At 65.1% G+C, this 16,621-nt stretch carries 18 protein-coding genes and 1 tRNA gene; 5 read left to right on the top strand and 14 right to left on the bottom strand.

Annotated features, from left to right (window positions below):
- Nucleotides 1–88 precede the first annotated feature (88 nt).
- Nucleotides 89–1,624, top strand: coding sequence for an ATP-dependent DNA helicase (locus E7681_RS00280; protein WP_136337258.1), 1,536 nt, complete (start codon nt 89–91; stop codon nt 1,622–1,624).
- The gene (locus E7681_RS00275) at nt 1,621–2,340 is read left to right on the top strand and encodes an SDR family oxidoreductase (protein ID WP_136337257.1); all 720 of its coding nucleotides are present in this window, start codon (nt 1,621–1,623) and stop codon (nt 2,338–2,340) included. The genes E7681_RS00280 and E7681_RS00275 overlap by 4 nt, the downstream gene beginning before the upstream one ends.
- A gap of 5 nt (nt 2,341–2,345) precedes the next feature.
- Here the strand turns inward: E7681_RS00275 and E7681_RS00270 are convergent, their stop codons facing one another.
- From E7681_RS00270 to E7681_RS00215, 12 genes are all read right to left on the bottom strand, one after another.
- Nucleotides 2,346–3,107, bottom strand: coding sequence for a TIGR02186 family protein (locus tag E7681_RS00270; protein ID WP_136337256.1), 762 nt, complete (start codon nt 3,105–3,107; stop codon nt 2,346–2,348).
- Complete coding sequence (locus tag E7681_RS00265; protein ID WP_136337255.1) at nt 3,104–4,024, bottom strand: sulfite exporter TauE/SafE family protein; 921 nt, start codon at nt 4,022–4,024, stop codon at nt 3,104–3,106. Before E7681_RS00265 ends, E7681_RS00270 begins: the two co-directional genes overlap by 4 nt.
- A gap of 90 nt (nt 4,025–4,114) precedes the next feature.
- On the bottom strand, nt 4,115–5,080 hold the full coding sequence (locus E7681_RS00260) for an ABC transporter permease (RefSeq protein WP_136337254.1): 966 nt from the start codon (nt 5,078–5,080) through the stop codon (nt 4,115–4,117).
- A 3-nt stretch (nt 5,081–5,083) separates the two neighbouring features.
- On the bottom strand, nt 5,084–6,178 hold the full coding sequence (locus E7681_RS00255; RefSeq protein ID WP_136337902.1) for an ABC transporter permease: 1,095 nt from the start codon (nt 6,176–6,178) through the stop codon (nt 5,084–5,086).
- Nucleotides 6,178–7,713, bottom strand: a complete 1,536-nt coding sequence (locus E7681_RS00250; RefSeq protein WP_136337253.1) for an ABC transporter ATP-binding protein — start codon at nt 7,711–7,713, stop codon at nt 6,178–6,180. The genes E7681_RS00255 and E7681_RS00250 overlap by 1 nt, the downstream gene beginning before the upstream one ends.
- Nucleotides 7,714–7,784: 71 nt before the next feature.
- Nucleotides 7,785–8,783, bottom strand: a complete 999-nt coding sequence (locus E7681_RS00245) for a BMP family lipoprotein (protein WP_136337252.1) — start codon at nt 8,781–8,783, stop codon at nt 7,785–7,787.
- A 159-nt stretch (nt 8,784–8,942) separates the two neighbouring features.
- Nucleotides 8,943–9,356, bottom strand: a complete 414-nt coding sequence (locus tag E7681_RS00240) for a GNAT family N-acetyltransferase (protein ID WP_136337251.1) — start codon at nt 9,354–9,356, stop codon at nt 8,943–8,945.
- On the bottom strand, nt 9,346–9,918 hold the full coding sequence (tsaB, locus tag E7681_RS00235) for a tRNA (adenosine(37)-N6)-threonylcarbamoyltransferase complex dimerization subunit type 1 TsaB (RefSeq protein WP_136337250.1): 573 nt from the start codon (nt 9,916–9,918) through the stop codon (nt 9,346–9,348). Before tsaB ends, E7681_RS00240 begins: the two co-directional genes overlap by 11 nt.
- Entirely contained in the window at nt 9,911–10,474 is a 564-nt protein-coding gene (locus E7681_RS00230) for a NifU family protein (protein ID WP_136337249.1), read from the bottom strand. The genes tsaB and E7681_RS00230 overlap by 8 nt, the downstream gene beginning before the upstream one ends.
- An 80-nt stretch (nt 10,475–10,554) precedes the next feature.
- Nucleotides 10,555–11,526, bottom strand: coding sequence for a hypothetical protein (locus E7681_RS00225; protein ID WP_136337248.1), 972 nt, complete (start codon nt 11,524–11,526; stop codon nt 10,555–10,557).
- 23 nt (nt 11,527–11,549) lie between these two features.
- The gene (locus tag E7681_RS00220; RefSeq protein ID WP_136337247.1) at nt 11,550–12,005 is read right to left on the bottom strand and encodes a universal stress protein; all 456 of its coding nucleotides are present in this window, start codon (nt 12,003–12,005) and stop codon (nt 11,550–11,552) included.
- 63 nt (nt 12,006–12,068) lie between these two features.
- The gene (locus E7681_RS00215; RefSeq protein WP_136337246.1) at nt 12,069–12,380 is read right to left on the bottom strand and encodes a hypothetical protein; all 312 of its coding nucleotides are present in this window, start codon (nt 12,378–12,380) and stop codon (nt 12,069–12,071) included.
- 159 nt (nt 12,381–12,539) lie between these two features.
- Here E7681_RS00215 and E7681_RS00210 point away from each other — a divergent pair, with 159 nt between their 5' ends.
- On the top strand, nt 12,540–13,127 hold the full coding sequence (locus tag E7681_RS00210; protein WP_246032370.1) for a rhodanese-like domain-containing protein: 588 nt from the start codon (nt 12,540–12,542) through the stop codon (nt 13,125–13,127).
- On the opposite strand, the gene E7681_RS00205 is transcribed toward E7681_RS00210, so the two are convergent.
- Nucleotides 13,114–13,431 (bottom strand): aspartate aminotransferase, encoded by a 318-nt coding sequence (locus E7681_RS00205; protein ID WP_136337244.1) that lies wholly within the window; start codon nt 13,429–13,431, stop codon nt 13,114–13,116. The genes E7681_RS00210 and E7681_RS00205 overlap by 14 nt on opposite strands.
- Before the next feature lie 41 nt (nt 13,432–13,472).
- Entirely contained in the window at nt 13,473–15,668 is a 2,196-nt protein-coding gene (gene uvrB / locus E7681_RS00200) for an excinuclease ABC subunit UvrB (RefSeq protein WP_136337243.1), read from the bottom strand.
- 414 nt (nt 15,669–16,082) lie between these two features.
- Here uvrB and E7681_RS00195 point away from each other — a divergent pair, with 414 nt between their 5' ends.
- Complete coding sequence (locus tag E7681_RS00195) at nt 16,083–16,394, top strand: ETC complex I subunit (RefSeq protein WP_136337242.1); 312 nt, start codon at nt 16,083–16,085, stop codon at nt 16,392–16,394.
- Nucleotides 16,395–16,424: 30 nt separating this feature from the next.
- Nucleotides 16,425–16,501 (top strand) — tRNA-Arg (locus tag E7681_RS00190).
- The last annotated feature ends 120 nt before the right edge of the window (nt 16,502–16,621 follow it).

The following is a 16,621-nucleotide window of genomic DNA, read 5'->3' as shown; positions in this document are numbered from 1 at the left end:
CGGGCCGCCGGAGGGTAACCTCCGGCGGTTTTTTCTTGTCCATTTCCGGGGCTGGCCCCCGGCGCGGATGGGCTGTAGGGTCCGCCCCATGACCGTGCCCGCGCTGACATTTTCCCACGATCAGGCCGAAGCCTATGACCGCATCGCCGAGGCGCTGCGCGGTTTCGGCGTGGACATCGAAGAGGGCGAACTGACCCCCGCGACCGAGGGCAAAACCCGCGTCATGGCCGTTCTGGGCAAGGCCGGGTCGGGCAAAACCCTGCTGCTGTCCGAGCTGACCAAGGCGCTGGAACAGGCCGGGGTCGACATCGTTTCCGGTGATTACGAGGGCAAGCGCCGCAAGGACCGCCGCACCCTCGCCATTCTGGCCCCCACCAACAAGGCCGCCAGCGTTTTGCGAAATCGCGGCGTCCCTGCGACCACGATCCACCGCATCCTCTACACCCCGGTCTATGACCCGGAGTACGAGAAGATCGCTGACTGGCTGGCCAGCAACGGCGAGCGCCCGCAGATCGAAGGCCTGACCGAAGAAGCACTCGACCGCGCCCACGCCTTTTATCAGCTGCACAAATCCATCCCCGGCGCGCTGGCCGCGGCTGGCCTGCGCGGCAGCGATTTCATCACCGGCTGGAAACGCCGCGACGATCCGCTGGACATCGGCTTCATCGACGAATCCTCGATGCTGGACGAAAAGCAGTTCGAGGATCTGAAAGAGATTTTCCCGATGCTGGTGCTGTTCGGCGACCCCGCGCAGCTGGCCCCCGTTGGCCAGTCCGGCCAGATGGTGTTCGACGTGCTGCCCCCCGAGGCCAAGCAGGAGCTTCACCGCATCCACCGTCAGGACGCCGACAACCCTATTCTGGATCTGGCCCACGCGCTGGCCGACCCCGCCCTCAGCTTCGAGCAGTTCGAACGCATGATCGAGGACGCCGCCCGCCGCGACGACCGCGTCGTCTGGGCCCAGCGGGTCGAGGTGGACCTGATGGCCCGCTCGCCCGTTCTGGTCTGGCGCAACGCCACCCGCATCCGCCTGATCAACGCCTTCCGCGCCGTCTATGGCGCCCCCGAGGACGAGCTGTTGGAAGGCGAGCCGCTGATCTGCGACGGGATCGAGCTGCCCCTGAAACACCGCAAGAAACGCGTGGATCTTGAGGCACGCGGCCTCATCAAGGGCGCGCAGGTCATCTATCTGGGGCCGGGGCGCAAGCCCGGTTTCTCGCGGATGCACGTCATGGGGGCCGAAGACCCGCAGGTCAACGTCGCCTCGATCATCAAGATCGAGAAACCGGACGAAGAGGAACCCTTTATCCCCTTCGCGGCCAACATGGGTGCGGCCTTTCTGCATGGCGCGGCCGTGACGATCCACAAGGCGCAGGGCAGCCAGTGGGAAAACGTGCAGGTGTTCGCCCCCGACCTCTACGCCGCCGCCCGCATGGGCCGCAGCGAGGCGGGCCAACCCCTGTGGAAACGCCTCGCCTATGTCGCCATCACCCGGGCCGAGCAGCGCCTGTTCTGGGTCGTCCGCAACCGCCTCTCCAAACCGTCCGAGCCGCTGCGCGTCGATGACCTGCGCGCGCTGCCCGCCGCCCCCCTGACCCTGCAACCGACTGTGGAGGAGCCATGAAAACCGTCCTCATCACCGGGGCCAGCGCCGGTATCGGTGCCGCCTGTGCGCGCAAATTCCTGGCCGAAGGCTGGCGCGTCGGCCTGCTGGCCCGCCGCCGCGAGGCGCTGGACACCGTGGCCGAGGGGCACGCCAACGCCGTGATCCTGCCCTGCGACGTGACCGACCCCGCGCAGGTGGACGCCGCGTTCGACGCCTTCGCCGCGCAGGCCGGGCGGCTGGACGTGCTGTTCAACAACGCCGGCATGTTCGGTCAGGCCGCCCCCATCGACGAAATCACGCTGGAGGACTGGCACCGCGTCCGTTCGGTCAATCTGGACGGCATGTTCCTGTGCGCCCGCGCCGCGTTCCGCCTGATGCGCCGTCAGCAGCCGCAGGGTGGGCGGATCATCAACAACGGTTCGATCAGTGCCCACACCCCGCGCGAAGGGTCGGTGACTTACACCACCACCAAGCACGCGATCACCGGCCTGACCAAGACGATCTCGCTGGACGGCCGCCCGTTTGATATCGCCTGCGGCCAGATCGACATCGGCAACGCCCGGACCGAACTGCTAGAGGGCATCATCGCCCGCAACCCCGACAACCCGCCGCCCTCGATGGACGTGTCTCATGTCGCTGACGCGGTGCTGAACATGGCGCAACTGCCGCCTGCGGCGAACGTGCAGTTCATGACGATCATGGCGACGAAAATGCCCTATATCGGGCGCGGCTAGGCCGGTCAGCCCAGCCGGATCAGCCGGAACAGCGCCGAGGCCCCCCAACCCGCGATCACCGCAATCACCAGCGACAGCAGCCCGTACAGCGTGGCCTGCTCTTGCGCCAGATTGTACAGGAACCGCTCCAGCCCGACCTTGCGCACGTCGATCTTGGTTTGCAGGCGGGCGATCACCTTGCCTTCGCGGGCCAGGAAAATCCGGGTCCGATAGGTGCCCTCGGTCAGGTTCGCCGGCAGCGCGATCGAGCTGTGAAACAGCGTCTGCTGGTCCACCCGCACTGCGCCTTCCAGCTGCTGATAAACGCCTTCCTCTTTGCGGATGCGCAGCAGCGCCTGCGTGAATTCGTTGGCATTCACCGTCATGCCGGGCGTCACGATCGCGTTGATGCTGCGCTCGACCGAGATGCCATAGCGGCGGTCCTCGTCCTCGCTCAGCACCTGTGTCAGGGGGCGCGAGCTGGCCACCGCATAAAAGCTCGGGGCGGATCCGATCTGAACCGAGGCCGCGTTCACCCAGATCCCCGCCACCCGATCCTTGCGCCGCAACGTGACCGGGCTGGACGGCCCGGCAATCGCGATGATGACGTCCAGCGGATCGGTCGGGATCGCGGTTTCGCGTTTTACCGCGCCAAAAATCAGGATGTCCGAGCCATCGAACCGCGCCGTGATCGCCACCTCGTCGCGGCTCAGGCCCAGCACGACGGCCTCTTCGGCCCACAGCGGGCGGGCGAACAGCAGGGCCAGCAGGACAAGCAACCGGATCATTTGCCGCCTCCCGTCGCGATCGAGTAGAGCTCGGACGGCTCCAGCAGCAGCTCCAGCGCGATCTTGGCGCAGACCGCCAGCACCAGCAGCGCCAGCAGCACGCGCAGCTGTTCAGCCTTCAGCTGTACCCCGATCCGCGTGCCGATCTGCGCGCCCACGACCCCGCCGACCAGCAGGAACAGCGCCAGCGGCAGGTCCACCGTGTGGTTGGTGATCGCGTGCAGCAGCGTGGTGAACGCCGCCACGAATATGATCTGGAACAGCGAGGTGCCGATCACCACCCGCGTCGGCATGCCCAGAATGTAGATCATCGCTGGCACCATGATGAAACCGCCGCCCACGCCCATCACCGCCGCCAGCATCCCCACGCAAAACCCCACCAGCAGCGGCGGAATGATCGAGATATACAGCCCCGAGGTCCGGAACCGCACCTTCAGCGGCGCCGTGTGCACCCAGTTGCGGTTGCGTTTCTTCAGAACGGCACCGCCGCCCATGCGGGCGCGGCGCAGGGCGCGCAGCCCCTCGACCAGCATCAGCGCGCCGATCACGCCCAGGAACAGCACGTAGCACAGCCGCACCAGCAGATCGACTTGTCCCAGCGATTTCAGGTAGTTGAACAGCGCCACCCCCAGCCCCGAGCCGACAAGCCCGCCGCCCAGCAGCACCCATCCCATCTTCAGGTCGACGTTCTTGCGCCGCAGATGCGCCAGCAGCCCCGACACCGAGGACGCCACGATCTGGTTGGCCGAGGTCGCAACGGCCACCGCCGGCGGGATGCCCACGAAAAACAGCAGGGGGGTAATCAGAAACCCGCCGCCCACGCCGAAAATGCCGGACAAAACGCCCACCATTCCGCCGATCCCCAGCAGAAGGAACGCATTCACCGAGATTTCCGCGATCGGCAGATAGATTTGCATGTCCTACCTTTGCGCGGGGGCGGGGCGATTGGCAAGCGGCCCAGCCGGGGAAATCCGGCTGGGCCTAAAAAAGATGCTGATACGCTGTGTTCAGCGTTCCTTGACGTAGGGCTCGCCGCCCGCGCGTGGGGGGATGGCCTTGCCGACAAAGCCCGCCAGGATCACCACGGTCAGGATATAGGGCAGCGCGTCCATCACCTGCACCGGGATCGTGATCGCGCCCAGGTCGATGTTCTGATAACGCAGCGCGATCGCCTGCAGCAGCCCGAAAAGCAGCGTCGCCAACAGTGCGTACCACGGCCGCCACTTGGCGAAGATCAGCGCCGCCAGCGCGATATAGCCCCGGCCCGCCGTCATATCCTTGACGAAGCCCGCCTGAAGCGCCGTGGCCAGATAGGCCCCCGCGATACCGCACAGCACGCCGCAGATGGCGACCGCCGCATAGCGCAGCCCCACCACCGACACGCCTGCCGTATCCACCGCTGCGGGGTTTTCACCCACCGCCCGCAGGCGCAGGCCAAAACGCGTGCGATACAGCGCCCACCAAGTCAGCGGCACGCAGGCAAAGGCGATGTAGACCAGGCTGGTGTGGCCCGAGATCAGCTCGGCGTACAGCGGCCCCAGAATGGGCACGTCCCGCAGCGCCTCGGCGCCGGGCAGGGTGATCGGCTCGAACCGGGCGGCACCCGACAGCGACGGGGTGCGCCCGCCCTGCTTGAACCAGTCCTGCGCCACGACCACCGTCATGCCCGCCGCCAGAAAGTTCACCGCCACGCCCGAGATCAGCTGATTGCCCCGGAACGTGATCGAGGCCAGCCCGTGCAGCGCCGACAGCACCAGCGACGCGCCCATCCCCGCCAGCAGCCCCAGCCACGCGCTGCCCGACACCGCCGCCACAGCGCCCGAGAAGAACGCGGCGGCCAGCATCTTGCCCTCTAACCCGATGTCGAAAATCCCGGCGCGTTCCGAATACAGCCCGGCCAGACAGGCCAGCAGCAACGGCACCGCCAGTCGCACGGTCGAGTCCAGGATTTGCAGGATCGTCATGTAATCCATGGCTCAGCCCTCCTTCCGGCGCAGGGACAGGAACAGTTTTTCCAGCGGCATCCGCACCATGTTGTCCAGCGCGCCCGTGAACAGGATCACCAGCGCCTGAATGACCACGATCATCTCGCGCGGGATGTTGGTCCACAGCGCCAGCTCGGCCCCGCCCTGGTACAGGAACCCGAACAGGATCGCCGCCAGCAGCACTCCGAACGGGTGACTGCGCCCCATCAGCGCCACCGCGATCCCGATAAAGCCCGCGCCCTCGGTCGCGTTCAGCACCAGCCGCTCGGCCTCGCCCATGGTGGTGTTGACCGACATCAGCCCGGCCAGCGCGCCCGAGATCAGCATTGCCACCACGGTGATTTTCACCGCGCTGATGCCCGCGTATTTCGCCCCCGATTCTGAATGGCCAAAGGCGCGGATTTCATACCCCAGCCGGGTGCGCCAGATCAGCAGCCACACGAAGACACAGGCCGCCAGCGCGATCAGCAGGCTGACATTTGCAGGCGCGGCCTTTGAGAACTTGATCCCCAGCGGCAGCAGCAGCTCATGCAGGGTCGGCAGATGCGTTGCGGCCGGAAACTTGGCCGTCGCCGGATCCATCGAGCCCTTGGGCCGCAGCACGTTCACCAGCACGTAGTTCAGCAGCGCCGAGGCGATGAAGTTGAACATGATCGTCGTGATCACAATGTGACTGCCGCGTTTGGCCTGCAGCCAGGCGGGCAGGGCCGCCCAGGCCGCGCCGAACGCCGCCCCCACGACCGAGGCCCCGATCACCGCCACCGTCCAATGCGGCCACGGCATGTACAGGCACACCAGCGCCACGCCAAGGCCGCCCAGCATGGCCTGTCCCTCGCCGCCGATGTTGAACATCCGCGCGTGAAAGGCGACCGCCACGGCCAGCCCGGTGAAGATGAAGTTCGTCGCGTAATACAGCGTGTAGCCCCAGCCATAGGTGCTGCCCAAGGCACCCTGCACCATCATCTTCAGCGCGGCCCAGGGGTCTTCTCCGATCGCCAGGATCACCAGCGCCGACAGCACTGCCGCCAGCAGCAGGCTGATCAGCGGGATCAGCACCACGTCGGCCCATTTCGGCATCTTTTCCATCACGCGGCCCTTCCGTTCATGCCTGCCATCAGCAGGCCCAATTCGCCCGCATCGGTCTGGCCGGGCAGGCGTTCGCCCATGATCTTGCCGTCGAACATGACCGCGATCCGGTCCGACAGGCTCAGGATTTCGTCCAGCTCGACCGAGACCAGCAGCACCGCCGCCCCCTGATCGCGCAGCGCGACGATCTGGTTGTGGATGAACTCGATCGCGCCGATGTCCACGCCCCGCGTCGGCTGGCCGACCAGCAGCAGGGTGGGGTTGCGCTCGATTTCCCGCGCCACCACGATCTTCTGCTGGTTGCCCCCGCTGAAGTTCTTGGCCGTCAGCCACGGGTTCGGCGGGCGGACGTCGAATTTCTCCATCTTGCGCGCGGTGTCTTCCTGCAGGGCGGCGTTGTCCATCAGCACCCCGCGCCGATACGCCGGATCGCGGTGATAGCCGAACGCCACGTTTTCCCACGCGAAGAAATCCATGATCAGCCCTTCGCGCTGGCGATCCTCGGGGACATGCGCGATGCCCCGCGCCCGGCGCGATTGCCCGTCCGAGTGCCGCCCCGTCAGGTCGATCTCCTCGCCGTTCAACGTGATCCGCCCGGTGGCGCGCGTCATGCCGCCAAGCACCTCCAGCAGTTCGGACTGACCGTTGCCGGCGACCCCCGCGATGCCCAGAATCTCGCCCGCCCGGATGCTCAGCGAGACATCCTTCAGCCGCTGCACACCCTTTTCATCGGTGACGTTCAGCCCCTGCACGTCCAGCACCACCGCGCCCGGCTTGGCGGGCGCCTTGTCCACCCGCAGCAGCACCTTGCGGCCCACCATCAGCTCGGCCAATTGCTCGGGGCTTGTCTCGGCAGTCTTGACCGTCGCCGTCATCTGACCCCGTCGCATGACGCTGACGGTGTCCGTTATCTCCATGATTTCGCGCAGTTTATGGGTGATCAGGACGATGGTTTTCCCCTCGGCCCGCAGCCTGTCCAGAATGCGGAACAGTTGGTTCGCCTCGGCGGGCGTCAACACGCCCGTGGGTTCGTCCAGGATCAGGATATCCGCCTGACGGTACAGCGCCTTCAGGATTTCGACCCGCTGCTGCATCCCCACGCCGATCTCCTCGATCACCGCGTCCGGGTCCACGTTCAGGCCGTAATCCTCGGCCAGCCGCTTCAGCTCTTTCCGGGCCTTCGCCAAGGATGGCCGCAGCAGCCGCCCGTCCTCGGCGCCAAGGATGACGTTTTCCAGAACGGTGAAATTCTCGACCAGCTTGAAGTGCTGGAACACCATGCCGATGCCCGCCGCGATCGCGGCCTGGCTGTCGGGGATCGCGGTGCGCTTGCCGTGGATGAACACCTCGCCCTTGTCGGCCTTGTAGAACCCGTACAGGATCGACATCAGCGTCGATTTCCCGGCCCCGTTTTCCCCGATGATCCCGTGGATCGTGCCGGGCATCACCCGGATCGAGATATCCTTGTTCGCCTGAACCGGCCCAAAGGCCTTGGAGATCCCCTTCAGCTCGATCGCTGGCGCCACGTCCGACATCTGTCCCCCTGACATCAAAAGGGCCGCGCCGATTTCCCAGCACGGCCCAAGGTTTACGTACTAACCCGAAATCAGAATTTCAGAACGGGGCAGCTGTCGTTTTCGTAGTAGCTTGCGACCTTCAGCTTGCCGTCGATGATGTCCTGACGGGCGGCATCGACCTTGGCCTTCATCTCGTCGCTGATCAGCGCGGCGTTGTTGTCGTCCAGCGCATAGCCCACGCCGTCTTCGGCCAGGCCCATGTTCACGACGCCGGTTTCCACCGCGTCACCGGCCTTCATCGCCTCGTACACGGCCACGTCCACGCGCTTCAGCATCGAGGTCAGCACCTTGCCCGGATGCAGGTGGTTCTGGTTGCTGTCCACGCCGATCGACAGGATGCCTTCGTCGGCTGCGGTCTGCAGAACGCCCACGCCGGTGCCGCCGGCCGCGGCATAGATCACGTCCGCGCCCTGGCTGATCTGCGCTTTCGCCAGTTCCGAGCCCTTCACCGGGTCATTCCACGCGCTGGGGGTGGTGCCGGTCATGTTGGCGACCACTTTGACATCCGGGTTCACCGCCATCGCGCCCTGCGCGTAGCCGCAGCCAAAGTGACGGATCAGCGGAACGTCCATGCCGCCGACAAAGCCCACGGTGCCGGATTTCGAGGCCATCGCCGCCAGCATCCCGACCAGGTACGAGCCCTCATGTTCCGCAAAACCGATCTGGCGGATGTTGTCGCCACTGATCCAGGTCACGTCGACCACGACGAACTTGGTGTTCGGGTAATCGGGTGCCACGGCGCTCAGCGGGTCGGCCATGGCAAAGCCCATGGTGATGATCGGGTTCGCGCCAGCTTCGGCGAAGCGGCGCAGGGCCTGCTCGCGCTGTGCTTCGGACTGCAGCTCGATCTCGCGGAAGGTGCCGCCAGTTTCGTCGGCCCAACGGGATGCGCCGTTGAAGGCGGCCTCGTTGAACGACTTGTCGAACTTGCCGCCCAGGTCAAAGATCAGGGCCGGTTCGGCCAGGGCCGCGCCAGCGGACAGCGCCACGGCAGCAGCGGCGCCCAGGAATTTGGTCATCAGGGTCATTGGTATTCTCCCACGGTGTTGGCGGGGGCTGATCGTGCAGCCCCGCTTATTGAGCAGATCAGGTCTGTTCCTGAAAGAATTTAGGCCGCAGGGGGGTGTGGCGGTCAACAGGAATCTGGGGGGAAAGCGCGCAGATTTTGACCAAATGGAAAGGTTACGTCAGGGCAATGCGCGTGACATCAGCACCGCATCCACACGTGCGCCATTTTGCATGTGGTAATAGCCCGGCCGCCGTCCGTCCGATTTGTAACCCGCTGATTCATATAGCGCGATGGCCCCGAAATTATCCGCCGCGACCTCCAGGAAACTGCGGGTCGCGCCGCGTTCGGCGGCCTGAGCGTGGTAGGCGTCCAGCATCATCCGGCCCAATCCCCGGCGCTGGTGCTGCGGATCGGTGGCCAGCGTCAGCAATTCCGCCTCATCCGCGATCACCCGCCCCATCGCAAATGCCGCGTCCGAGCCGACCGCAAACACAAAGGCCGAGTCCAGAAGATCGGCAAATTCCGCGCTGCTCCACGGTCGCTGCACCGTAAAGGCCCGCGCGTGGAGGGCGGCAAGGGCCTCAGGCGTCATCCAGAATCACCGGCGGCGCGTCCTTCGACGGGGCCGCGTCTGCGGGTTTGACATACATAGGCGCGGGCGCCTCATGCGGGCCGTCCAGCCTCGAAAGGGCGACGCGCGCGATGGCCACGGCGAAATCGGCCGGGGCAGGGGGCAGGGCGACGGGCTCGTCCACCTCGTCCGCCGGGATCAGATCAGGGGTGCCGCGCTGCACATACAGCTGCCCACGCGGGCCCGGAATGGCGGGCAGGTCGGTTGTGCCAAAGGCGATCGCCTCGAACCCGGACACGCCGATGGCCGGCACGTCCAGCCCCAGCGCCAGCCCACGCGCCGCTGACACGCTGATGCGGATGCCGGTAAAATTGCCGGGGCCCACGCCCACGCCGATGGCGTCCAGATCGCCCCAGCCGATGCCGCCCTCGGCCAGCACGTCCTCTAGCAGGGGGATCAGCCGTTCGGCCTGGCCGCGGCCCATTTCCTCGGCGCGCGCCACGATCACCCGGTCCCCGCATAGCAAAGCGGCCGCGCAATGCGCGGCCGATGTGTCGAAGGCCAGGATCCTGCGATCAGACATTGACCGGGCGGACCTCGGTCACTTCGGGGATGTAGTGGCGCAGCAGGTTCTCGATGCCCATTTTCAGCGTCAGGGTCGAGGACGGGCAGCCCGCGCAGGCGCCCTGCATGTGCAGGTAAACGACGCCGCGATCAAAGCCGTGGAACGTGATGTCGCCGCCATCTTGCGCCACGGCCGGACGCACCCGCGTATCCAGCAACTCTTTGATCTGGCCGACGATTTCACCGTCCGGGCCGTCATGGTCAGCATGGCCGCCCGCAGCGGTGCCTTCGCCTGCCATCACCGGCTGGCCGGATTGGAAATGCTCCATGATCGCGCCCAGCAGGGCCGGTTTGATGTGGTCCCACTCGACCTTGTCCGACTTGGTCACGGTCACGAAATCGGTGCCAAAGAACACGCCCGACACGCCGTTCACCGCGAAAATCCGCTGTGCCAGCGGCGATTTTTCCGCGCCCTCGGCCGAGGGGAAATCAGCGGTTCCCATCTCCAGCACGGACTGGCCGGGCAGGAATTTCAGCGTTGCGGGGTTCGGGGTGGACTCGGTCTGAATGAACATCTGTCACGTGCCTTATATGGTCTGCCTTGGATATGCGCCCGAGGGGCGTCAGAGTCAAGGTTTGGAATGGTTCTAATCTGTTACTCGGACATCGGCACCGGCGGGATGGTGAAGCTGCCCGAGGCAATCGGCGCGGCCGGCCGGCCGATCCCGATCCCCCCGCCCGAGCCTCCGCCCGGCTGTGCCGGCGGCGCAGGCTGGGTGCCCGTCCCCGGTGCGGGCCGCGAAATCCCGATGCCGCCGCCCGATCCGCCACCGGAAATCCCGCCCCCCGGCTGGGCCGGTTGCGACGGGCGCACCGGGGTGGTGCCTTCGCTCATCAGCCGCGCCAGCGTGCCGTATTGGTCCAGCGTCAGCGTGATCGGCCGGTCATAGCTGATCGAGGCCGCCACCAGCTGCCCGCGCTCTTTCTCCGAGGGGTCGTACTGCACCAGCACCGTCACGATCGTCTGGCTGCGCGCATATTGCGAGCGCAGGTACACCGTCTTGCCGTTGCCCAGCAGCCCCGAGGTGATCAGCACCGTCTTGTCATACTTCTGGTACAGCTGCTGCTTGGTGCCTTTGTGGTTTTCGATCAACCACTTGTGCATCTCGACGGTCTTGTCCTTGTCGTTCTCGATCAGGCGGATCTTCAGGCTCTGGTCCGGGGATTGCAGCGTGAACAGCTCTGATCCCAAGTCCTGCTGGACCACGGACATCGGGGCCAGGAACGTCACCTTGTCGGGGAAATCGGTGACGCCCTGCCAGAAATCCGTCTGGATCGCATCGCGCGTCGCCTGCAACAACGGCAGCAGATCGCGATTGCGGATGTCCGAGCCGGACGCGCGACCCAAAGCACGCTCCAAAGCGCCCTGACTGCCCTTGCCCCACTTGCCGTCGATCAGCCCGACATACAGCCCCTGCAGCGTCAGCCCGGTTTGCAGGAATTGCAGGTCGGAATAGCTCATCCAGTCGGGGCGGAACGGGTCGTCCATCGATTGCGCCCGCAGCGCCGAGCCAAGGGTCAGCAGGGGCAGAGCAATCAGCAGGATCACGCGCAAGGATCGGGTCATCTGGGCCTTCCTCTGGGCAATTGTCATGTGATGGCTTCCAGCCGCTCCTTGGACATGTCGCCCGGAACGATGGTGATGGGGACGGGCAGGGTGCCCGCGCTGCGGCTCATCTGTGTCACCAGCGGGCCGGGGCCCTTGCGTTCGGTGCCCGCGCCCAGCACCAGCACACCGATATCGGGATCGGCCTTGATCTGCGCCAGGATCTCGGTCACCGCCTCGCCTTCGCGGATCACCAGTTCGGGGTCCACGTTCTGGCGGTCGCGCATCCACTTGGCGAACACCTCGAAATGCACGGTGATGCGTTCCCGCGCTTCCTCGCGCATGATGTCCGAGACGCCGATCCAGTGGTTGAACTCTTCCGGCGGGATGACCGACAGGATCTGCACTCCGCCCCCGGTCTTGGCCGCGCGCATCGCGGCAAAGCGCATCGCGTTCAGGCATTCACGGCTGTCGTCGAGGATCACCAGAAATTTACGCATGAAAAGCCACTCCTTGCACCGGATCATGGCGCAAGGTCGGGGCTTAGGCAATACGAAGGCGGCTCAGTTGCAGGCGGCGGCGGCAGAGGCGCCGAATTCCTTGTAGCGTTCCCAGAACGCCTCGTGCCGGGTGTTGACCGACTGGCGGATTTCCTGCGCGCGATGCGGATCCTCAAAGAACCTGGCGGCGATGCGCTGGTCCTGGCTGGTCAGGGTCTGGTCAGCGACGCGCTGGATGCAGCCACACAGCTGCCCGCTGGCGCTTTGCCGGGCCGAGGTCAGGCACGCCTGCTCGATCAGGCCAGCCGCGGCGGGGGAATGGCTAACAAGAACGGTACAGCAAGCCAGCGACAGGCTTGCAAAAAGGGACTTCATGGTTGGTTTGCCTCGGTTCGGGTGGGCGCGGTCCGGAGATTTTACCTGTATCCCGTGCCCGGGTCTGCTACTCTTGCGCATACTATGCCGAATGTGCCGGGGGTTTTCAATCGACCTCCCAGCGCGCTTTGTCACACTGAATTTGCAGAGGTCCAAAAGGTGTTCCGTCTCGTCGCTGTCATTCTCTTGCTGGTTGCCGGCCCCGCGCTGGCGCAGGACAAACCCGTCAACATCCGCCCCGATCTGGCCGAAGTCACCGTGCCCACGCCCGACGGCCCCGCGCGGATCGCCCGAATTCAGGACAACGCGAACGAGCTGAGTGGCGAGTGGGCCCGCACCTCGCGCGCCTGCCCGCCCTTCTGCGTCCAGCCGATGAGCCCGGCCGAAGGCGTCACAACCATCGGCGAGCTGGAACTGCTCGAGATGCTGCAAGACCCCGAAGTGGTCGTGATGGATTCGCGCACGCCTGAATGGTTCGCGAACGGCTCCATCCCCGGGGCGGTGAACGTGCCCTACACGCAGGTCATCGACTACCTGGGCGAGCTGGGCTGCGAGCCCGACTTCGACGGCTGGGATTGCGCGGCCCCCAAACGCGTGGCGCTGTTCTGCAACGGCAACTGGTGCGGCCAGTCCCCCACGGCGATCCGCAACATGATCGAGGCCGGTTACCCCGCCGACCACATCTCCTACTACCGCGGAGGCATGCAGGCCTGGCGCCTTCTGGGCCTGACCGTCACGCACGACTGACGCCCCCGAAATCTTTGAAAGATTTCGGACCGCTTTCTTTGAAAGAAAGCGGCACCGCGCGTGGTGGCCGGGGCGCTGTCAGCCAGCGGACCGGCCCCTGGTTGCACAGGATCACCACTTGCCCCGCGTTTTCGAACGCCTGATAGCCGCGTCGCTCCACCTCTGCCAGGAACAGCCTCATGCCGGCATATCGCTCGATATCCCGCGCCTTGCGCCGGATCACGCCGCCTTGCATCACGGATTTGCTGGTGAACAGGTCGTTCAGCCACACGTCGGGCGTCAGAGGAGAGCTTGGAGTCTGCATCCCCGCAGCCTGCCCTGAACAGGGTTAAAACGGCGTTAAGCTCAGCGCCCCCGCCGTTTCACGCCACCCCGTTGCCCCGGCCGCCCCGCGGTTGAGCGACCGCGCGCAGCACCTGCCGCCTCGACCGCCTCGTCCACCGCCGATTGCCGCGCCAGCGGGTCGTCCGAGATCACCAGGTCGACCGCTTCCAGCCGCTTGATCTCGTCGCGCAGGCGGGCCGCCTCTTCGAACTCCAGGTTCTCGGCGGCCTTGCGCATCTGCACCCGCAGCCCGTCCAGGTGCGCCTCCAGGTTCGCGCCGTGCATCGGCTTGTCGATCTTGGCCGTGACCCGCGCCTGATCCGTGTCGCCCTGATAGAGCCCCGCCAGAATATCCTCGACGTTCTTCTTGACTGTCGCCGGGGTGATCCCGTGCTCCTCGTTATAGGCGATCTGCTTGGCCCGCCGTCGGTCCGTCTCGGCCAGCGCCCGCTCCATCGAGCCGGTGATCCGGTCCGCATACATGATGACCCGCCCTTCGGCGTTCCGCGCGGCCCGGCCGATCGTCTGGATCAGCGAGGTTTCCGAGCGCAGGAACCCCTCTTTGTCCGCATCCAGAATCGCCACCAGCCCGCATTCCGGAATATCCAGACCTTCGCGCAGCAGGTTGATCCCGATCAGCACGTCGAACGCTCCCAGCCGCAGGTCGCGCAGGATTTCGATCCGCTCGATCGTGTCGATGTCCGAATGCATGTAGCGCACCCGGATGCCCTGTTCGTGCATGTATTCGGTCAGGTCTTCGGCCATGCGTTTGGTCAGCGTCGTCACCAGCGTGCGGAACCCCGCGGCCGAGACTTTGCGCACCTCGTCCAGCAGGTCGTCCACCTGCATTTCCACCGGCCGGATTTCCACCAGCGGGTCCAGCAGGCCGGTCGGGCGGATCACCTGTTCGGTGAACACACCGCCGGTCTGCTCCATCTCCCACGCCGCCGGGGTGGCGCTGACGAACACGGATTGCGGGCGCATCGCGTCCCATTCCTCGAACTTCAGCGGGCGGTTGTCCATGCAGCTGGGCAGCCGGAACCCGTGCTCGGCCAGCGTGAACTTGCGCCGGTAGTCGCCCTTGTACATGCCGCCGATCTGCGGCACCGAGACGTGGGATTCGTCCGCGAAAACAATGGCATGGTCTGGGATGAACTCGAACAGCGTGGGCGGCGGCTCGCCCGGTGCGCGCCCCGTCAGATAGCGCGAGTAATTCTCGATCCCGTTGCAGACGCCCGTCGCCTCCAGCATTTCCAGGTCAAAGTTGCAGCGCTGCTCCAGCCGCTGCGCCTCCAGCAACTTGCCCTCGTTCACCAGTTGGTCCAGCCGTTGGCGCAGCTCTTGCTTGATGCCCTGAATGGCCTGCTGCATCGTCGGTTTCGGCGTCACGTAGTGCGAGTTCGCGTAGACCCGGATCTGCTCGAACGAGTCGGTCTTTTCGCCCGTCAGCGGGTCGAATTCGGTGATCGCCTCCAGCTCTTCGCCAAAGAACGACAGCCGCCAGGCGCGGTCCTCCAGGTGGGCGGGCCAGATCTCCAGCACGTCGCCGCGCACCCGGAAAGACCCCCGCTGAAACCCCTGATCGTTGCGCCGGTATTGCTGCGCCACCAGGTCCGCGATGACGGCCCGCTGGTCATACTCGCTGCCCACCTTCAGGTCCTGCGTCATCGCCCCGTAGGTCTCGACCGAGCCGATACCGTAGATGCAGCTGACCGACGCCACGATGATCACATCGTCCCGCTCCAGCAGCGCCCGCGTGGCCGAGTGGCGCATCCGGTCGATCTGCTCGTTGATCTGCGATTCCTTCTCGATATAGGTGTCTGACCGCGGCACGTAGGCTTCGGGCTGGTAGTAGTCGTAGTAGCTGACGAAATACTCGACCGCGTTTTCCGGGAAGAACCCTTTGAACTCTCCGTACAGCTGCGCCGCCAGCGTCTTGTTGGGCGCCAGGATGATCGCCGGGCGCTGGGTTTCCTCGATCACCTTCGCCATGGTGAACGTCTTGCCCGTCCCCGTCGCCCCCAGCAGCACCTGATCGCGCTCGCCGTCCAGCACGCCCGCCGACAGCTCCTTGATCGCGGTGGGCTGGTCGCCTGCCGGTTCAAACGCCGAGTGCATGACGAATTTCTTGCCGCCTTCCAGTTTCGGGCGCGATTTCACGTCGGGCGCAGGCGCGTGCATCAGCGGCATCGAGCCGTCATTATGGGCATAAGGCATGAGAATCTCCGGCGGTTGCCACAGATTTGATCTGTTTTTGTTCTTGTTCAACCCCTGCTTTTTGCTGCGGAACGGCCTGGCCGATTCTGTTCGCACAGCGGAAGACGGAAAAACGCAATTGAATTGGTAAAGGTTTCAGACCGGTTGGAAATATTCGTAAAAAATATGCGTGATGTTTGAAATTTATTGAATTGAAACGCTTGCGAAAAGGTGCGCCCCGCACGTATGAATACAGCTAGCAAGCAGCAGGCTTGGCCGTCATCGGGTCTGCGTTCACCCACCCCTCGCTCCCTGCGGGCCCTTTGACGGCCAACGCCCATTTTCCGCGGCATTTTTGCACTGAAAACGGGCGGTCTGCTCTTGCCGTTTACGGCTTTTTCCCTGATAAACTCGCCGTGATAGAGGAGTTCCGACATGCCTGCGCGTATCTACAAACCTGCGAAAACCGCGATGTCCTCGGGGACGGCCAAGACCAAAGCCTGGGTTCTGGAATATGCGCCCGCCTCGGCACGCGAAGTTGACCCGCTGATGGGCTGGACCTCCAGCACCGACACGCAGTCGCAGGTGAAGATGAGATTCGCCACCAAAGAGGCCGCGCTGGACTACGCCAAGGAACACGGCATCGACGCCGTCGTGACCGAGCCGCACTCGCGCAAGCCCAACATCCGCAACGGTGGCTACGGCGAGAATTTCGCCACCAACCGCCGCGGCCCCTGGACCCACTGACATCCCGGCGCGGGGGACCGCGCCCTATGCGGTCCCGTAGCTCAACTGGATAGAGCAGGCGACTTCTAATCGCCAGGTTGAGGGTTCGAGTCCTTCCGGGATCGCCATATCCACGCCTTTGCCCGCGATACAGACCGGCTGCCCGGTCTGTCGCGTTTCGTGGGGCACTCGCAAATCTTCCGAGCAAAATCTTCCAAGGGAAGAGACCACAGCCTGTCAGAAAAGGT

It is taken from the genome of Thalassobius vesicularis (genome assembly GCF_004799325.1).
In the GTDB taxonomy this organism is placed as follows: domain Bacteria; phylum Pseudomonadota; class Alphaproteobacteria; order Rhodobacterales; family Rhodobacteraceae; genus Thalassobius; species Thalassobius vesicularis.
The sequence above is the reverse complement of the archived record's forward strand: the minus strand, read 5'-3'. Positions and strand labels throughout refer to the sequence as shown.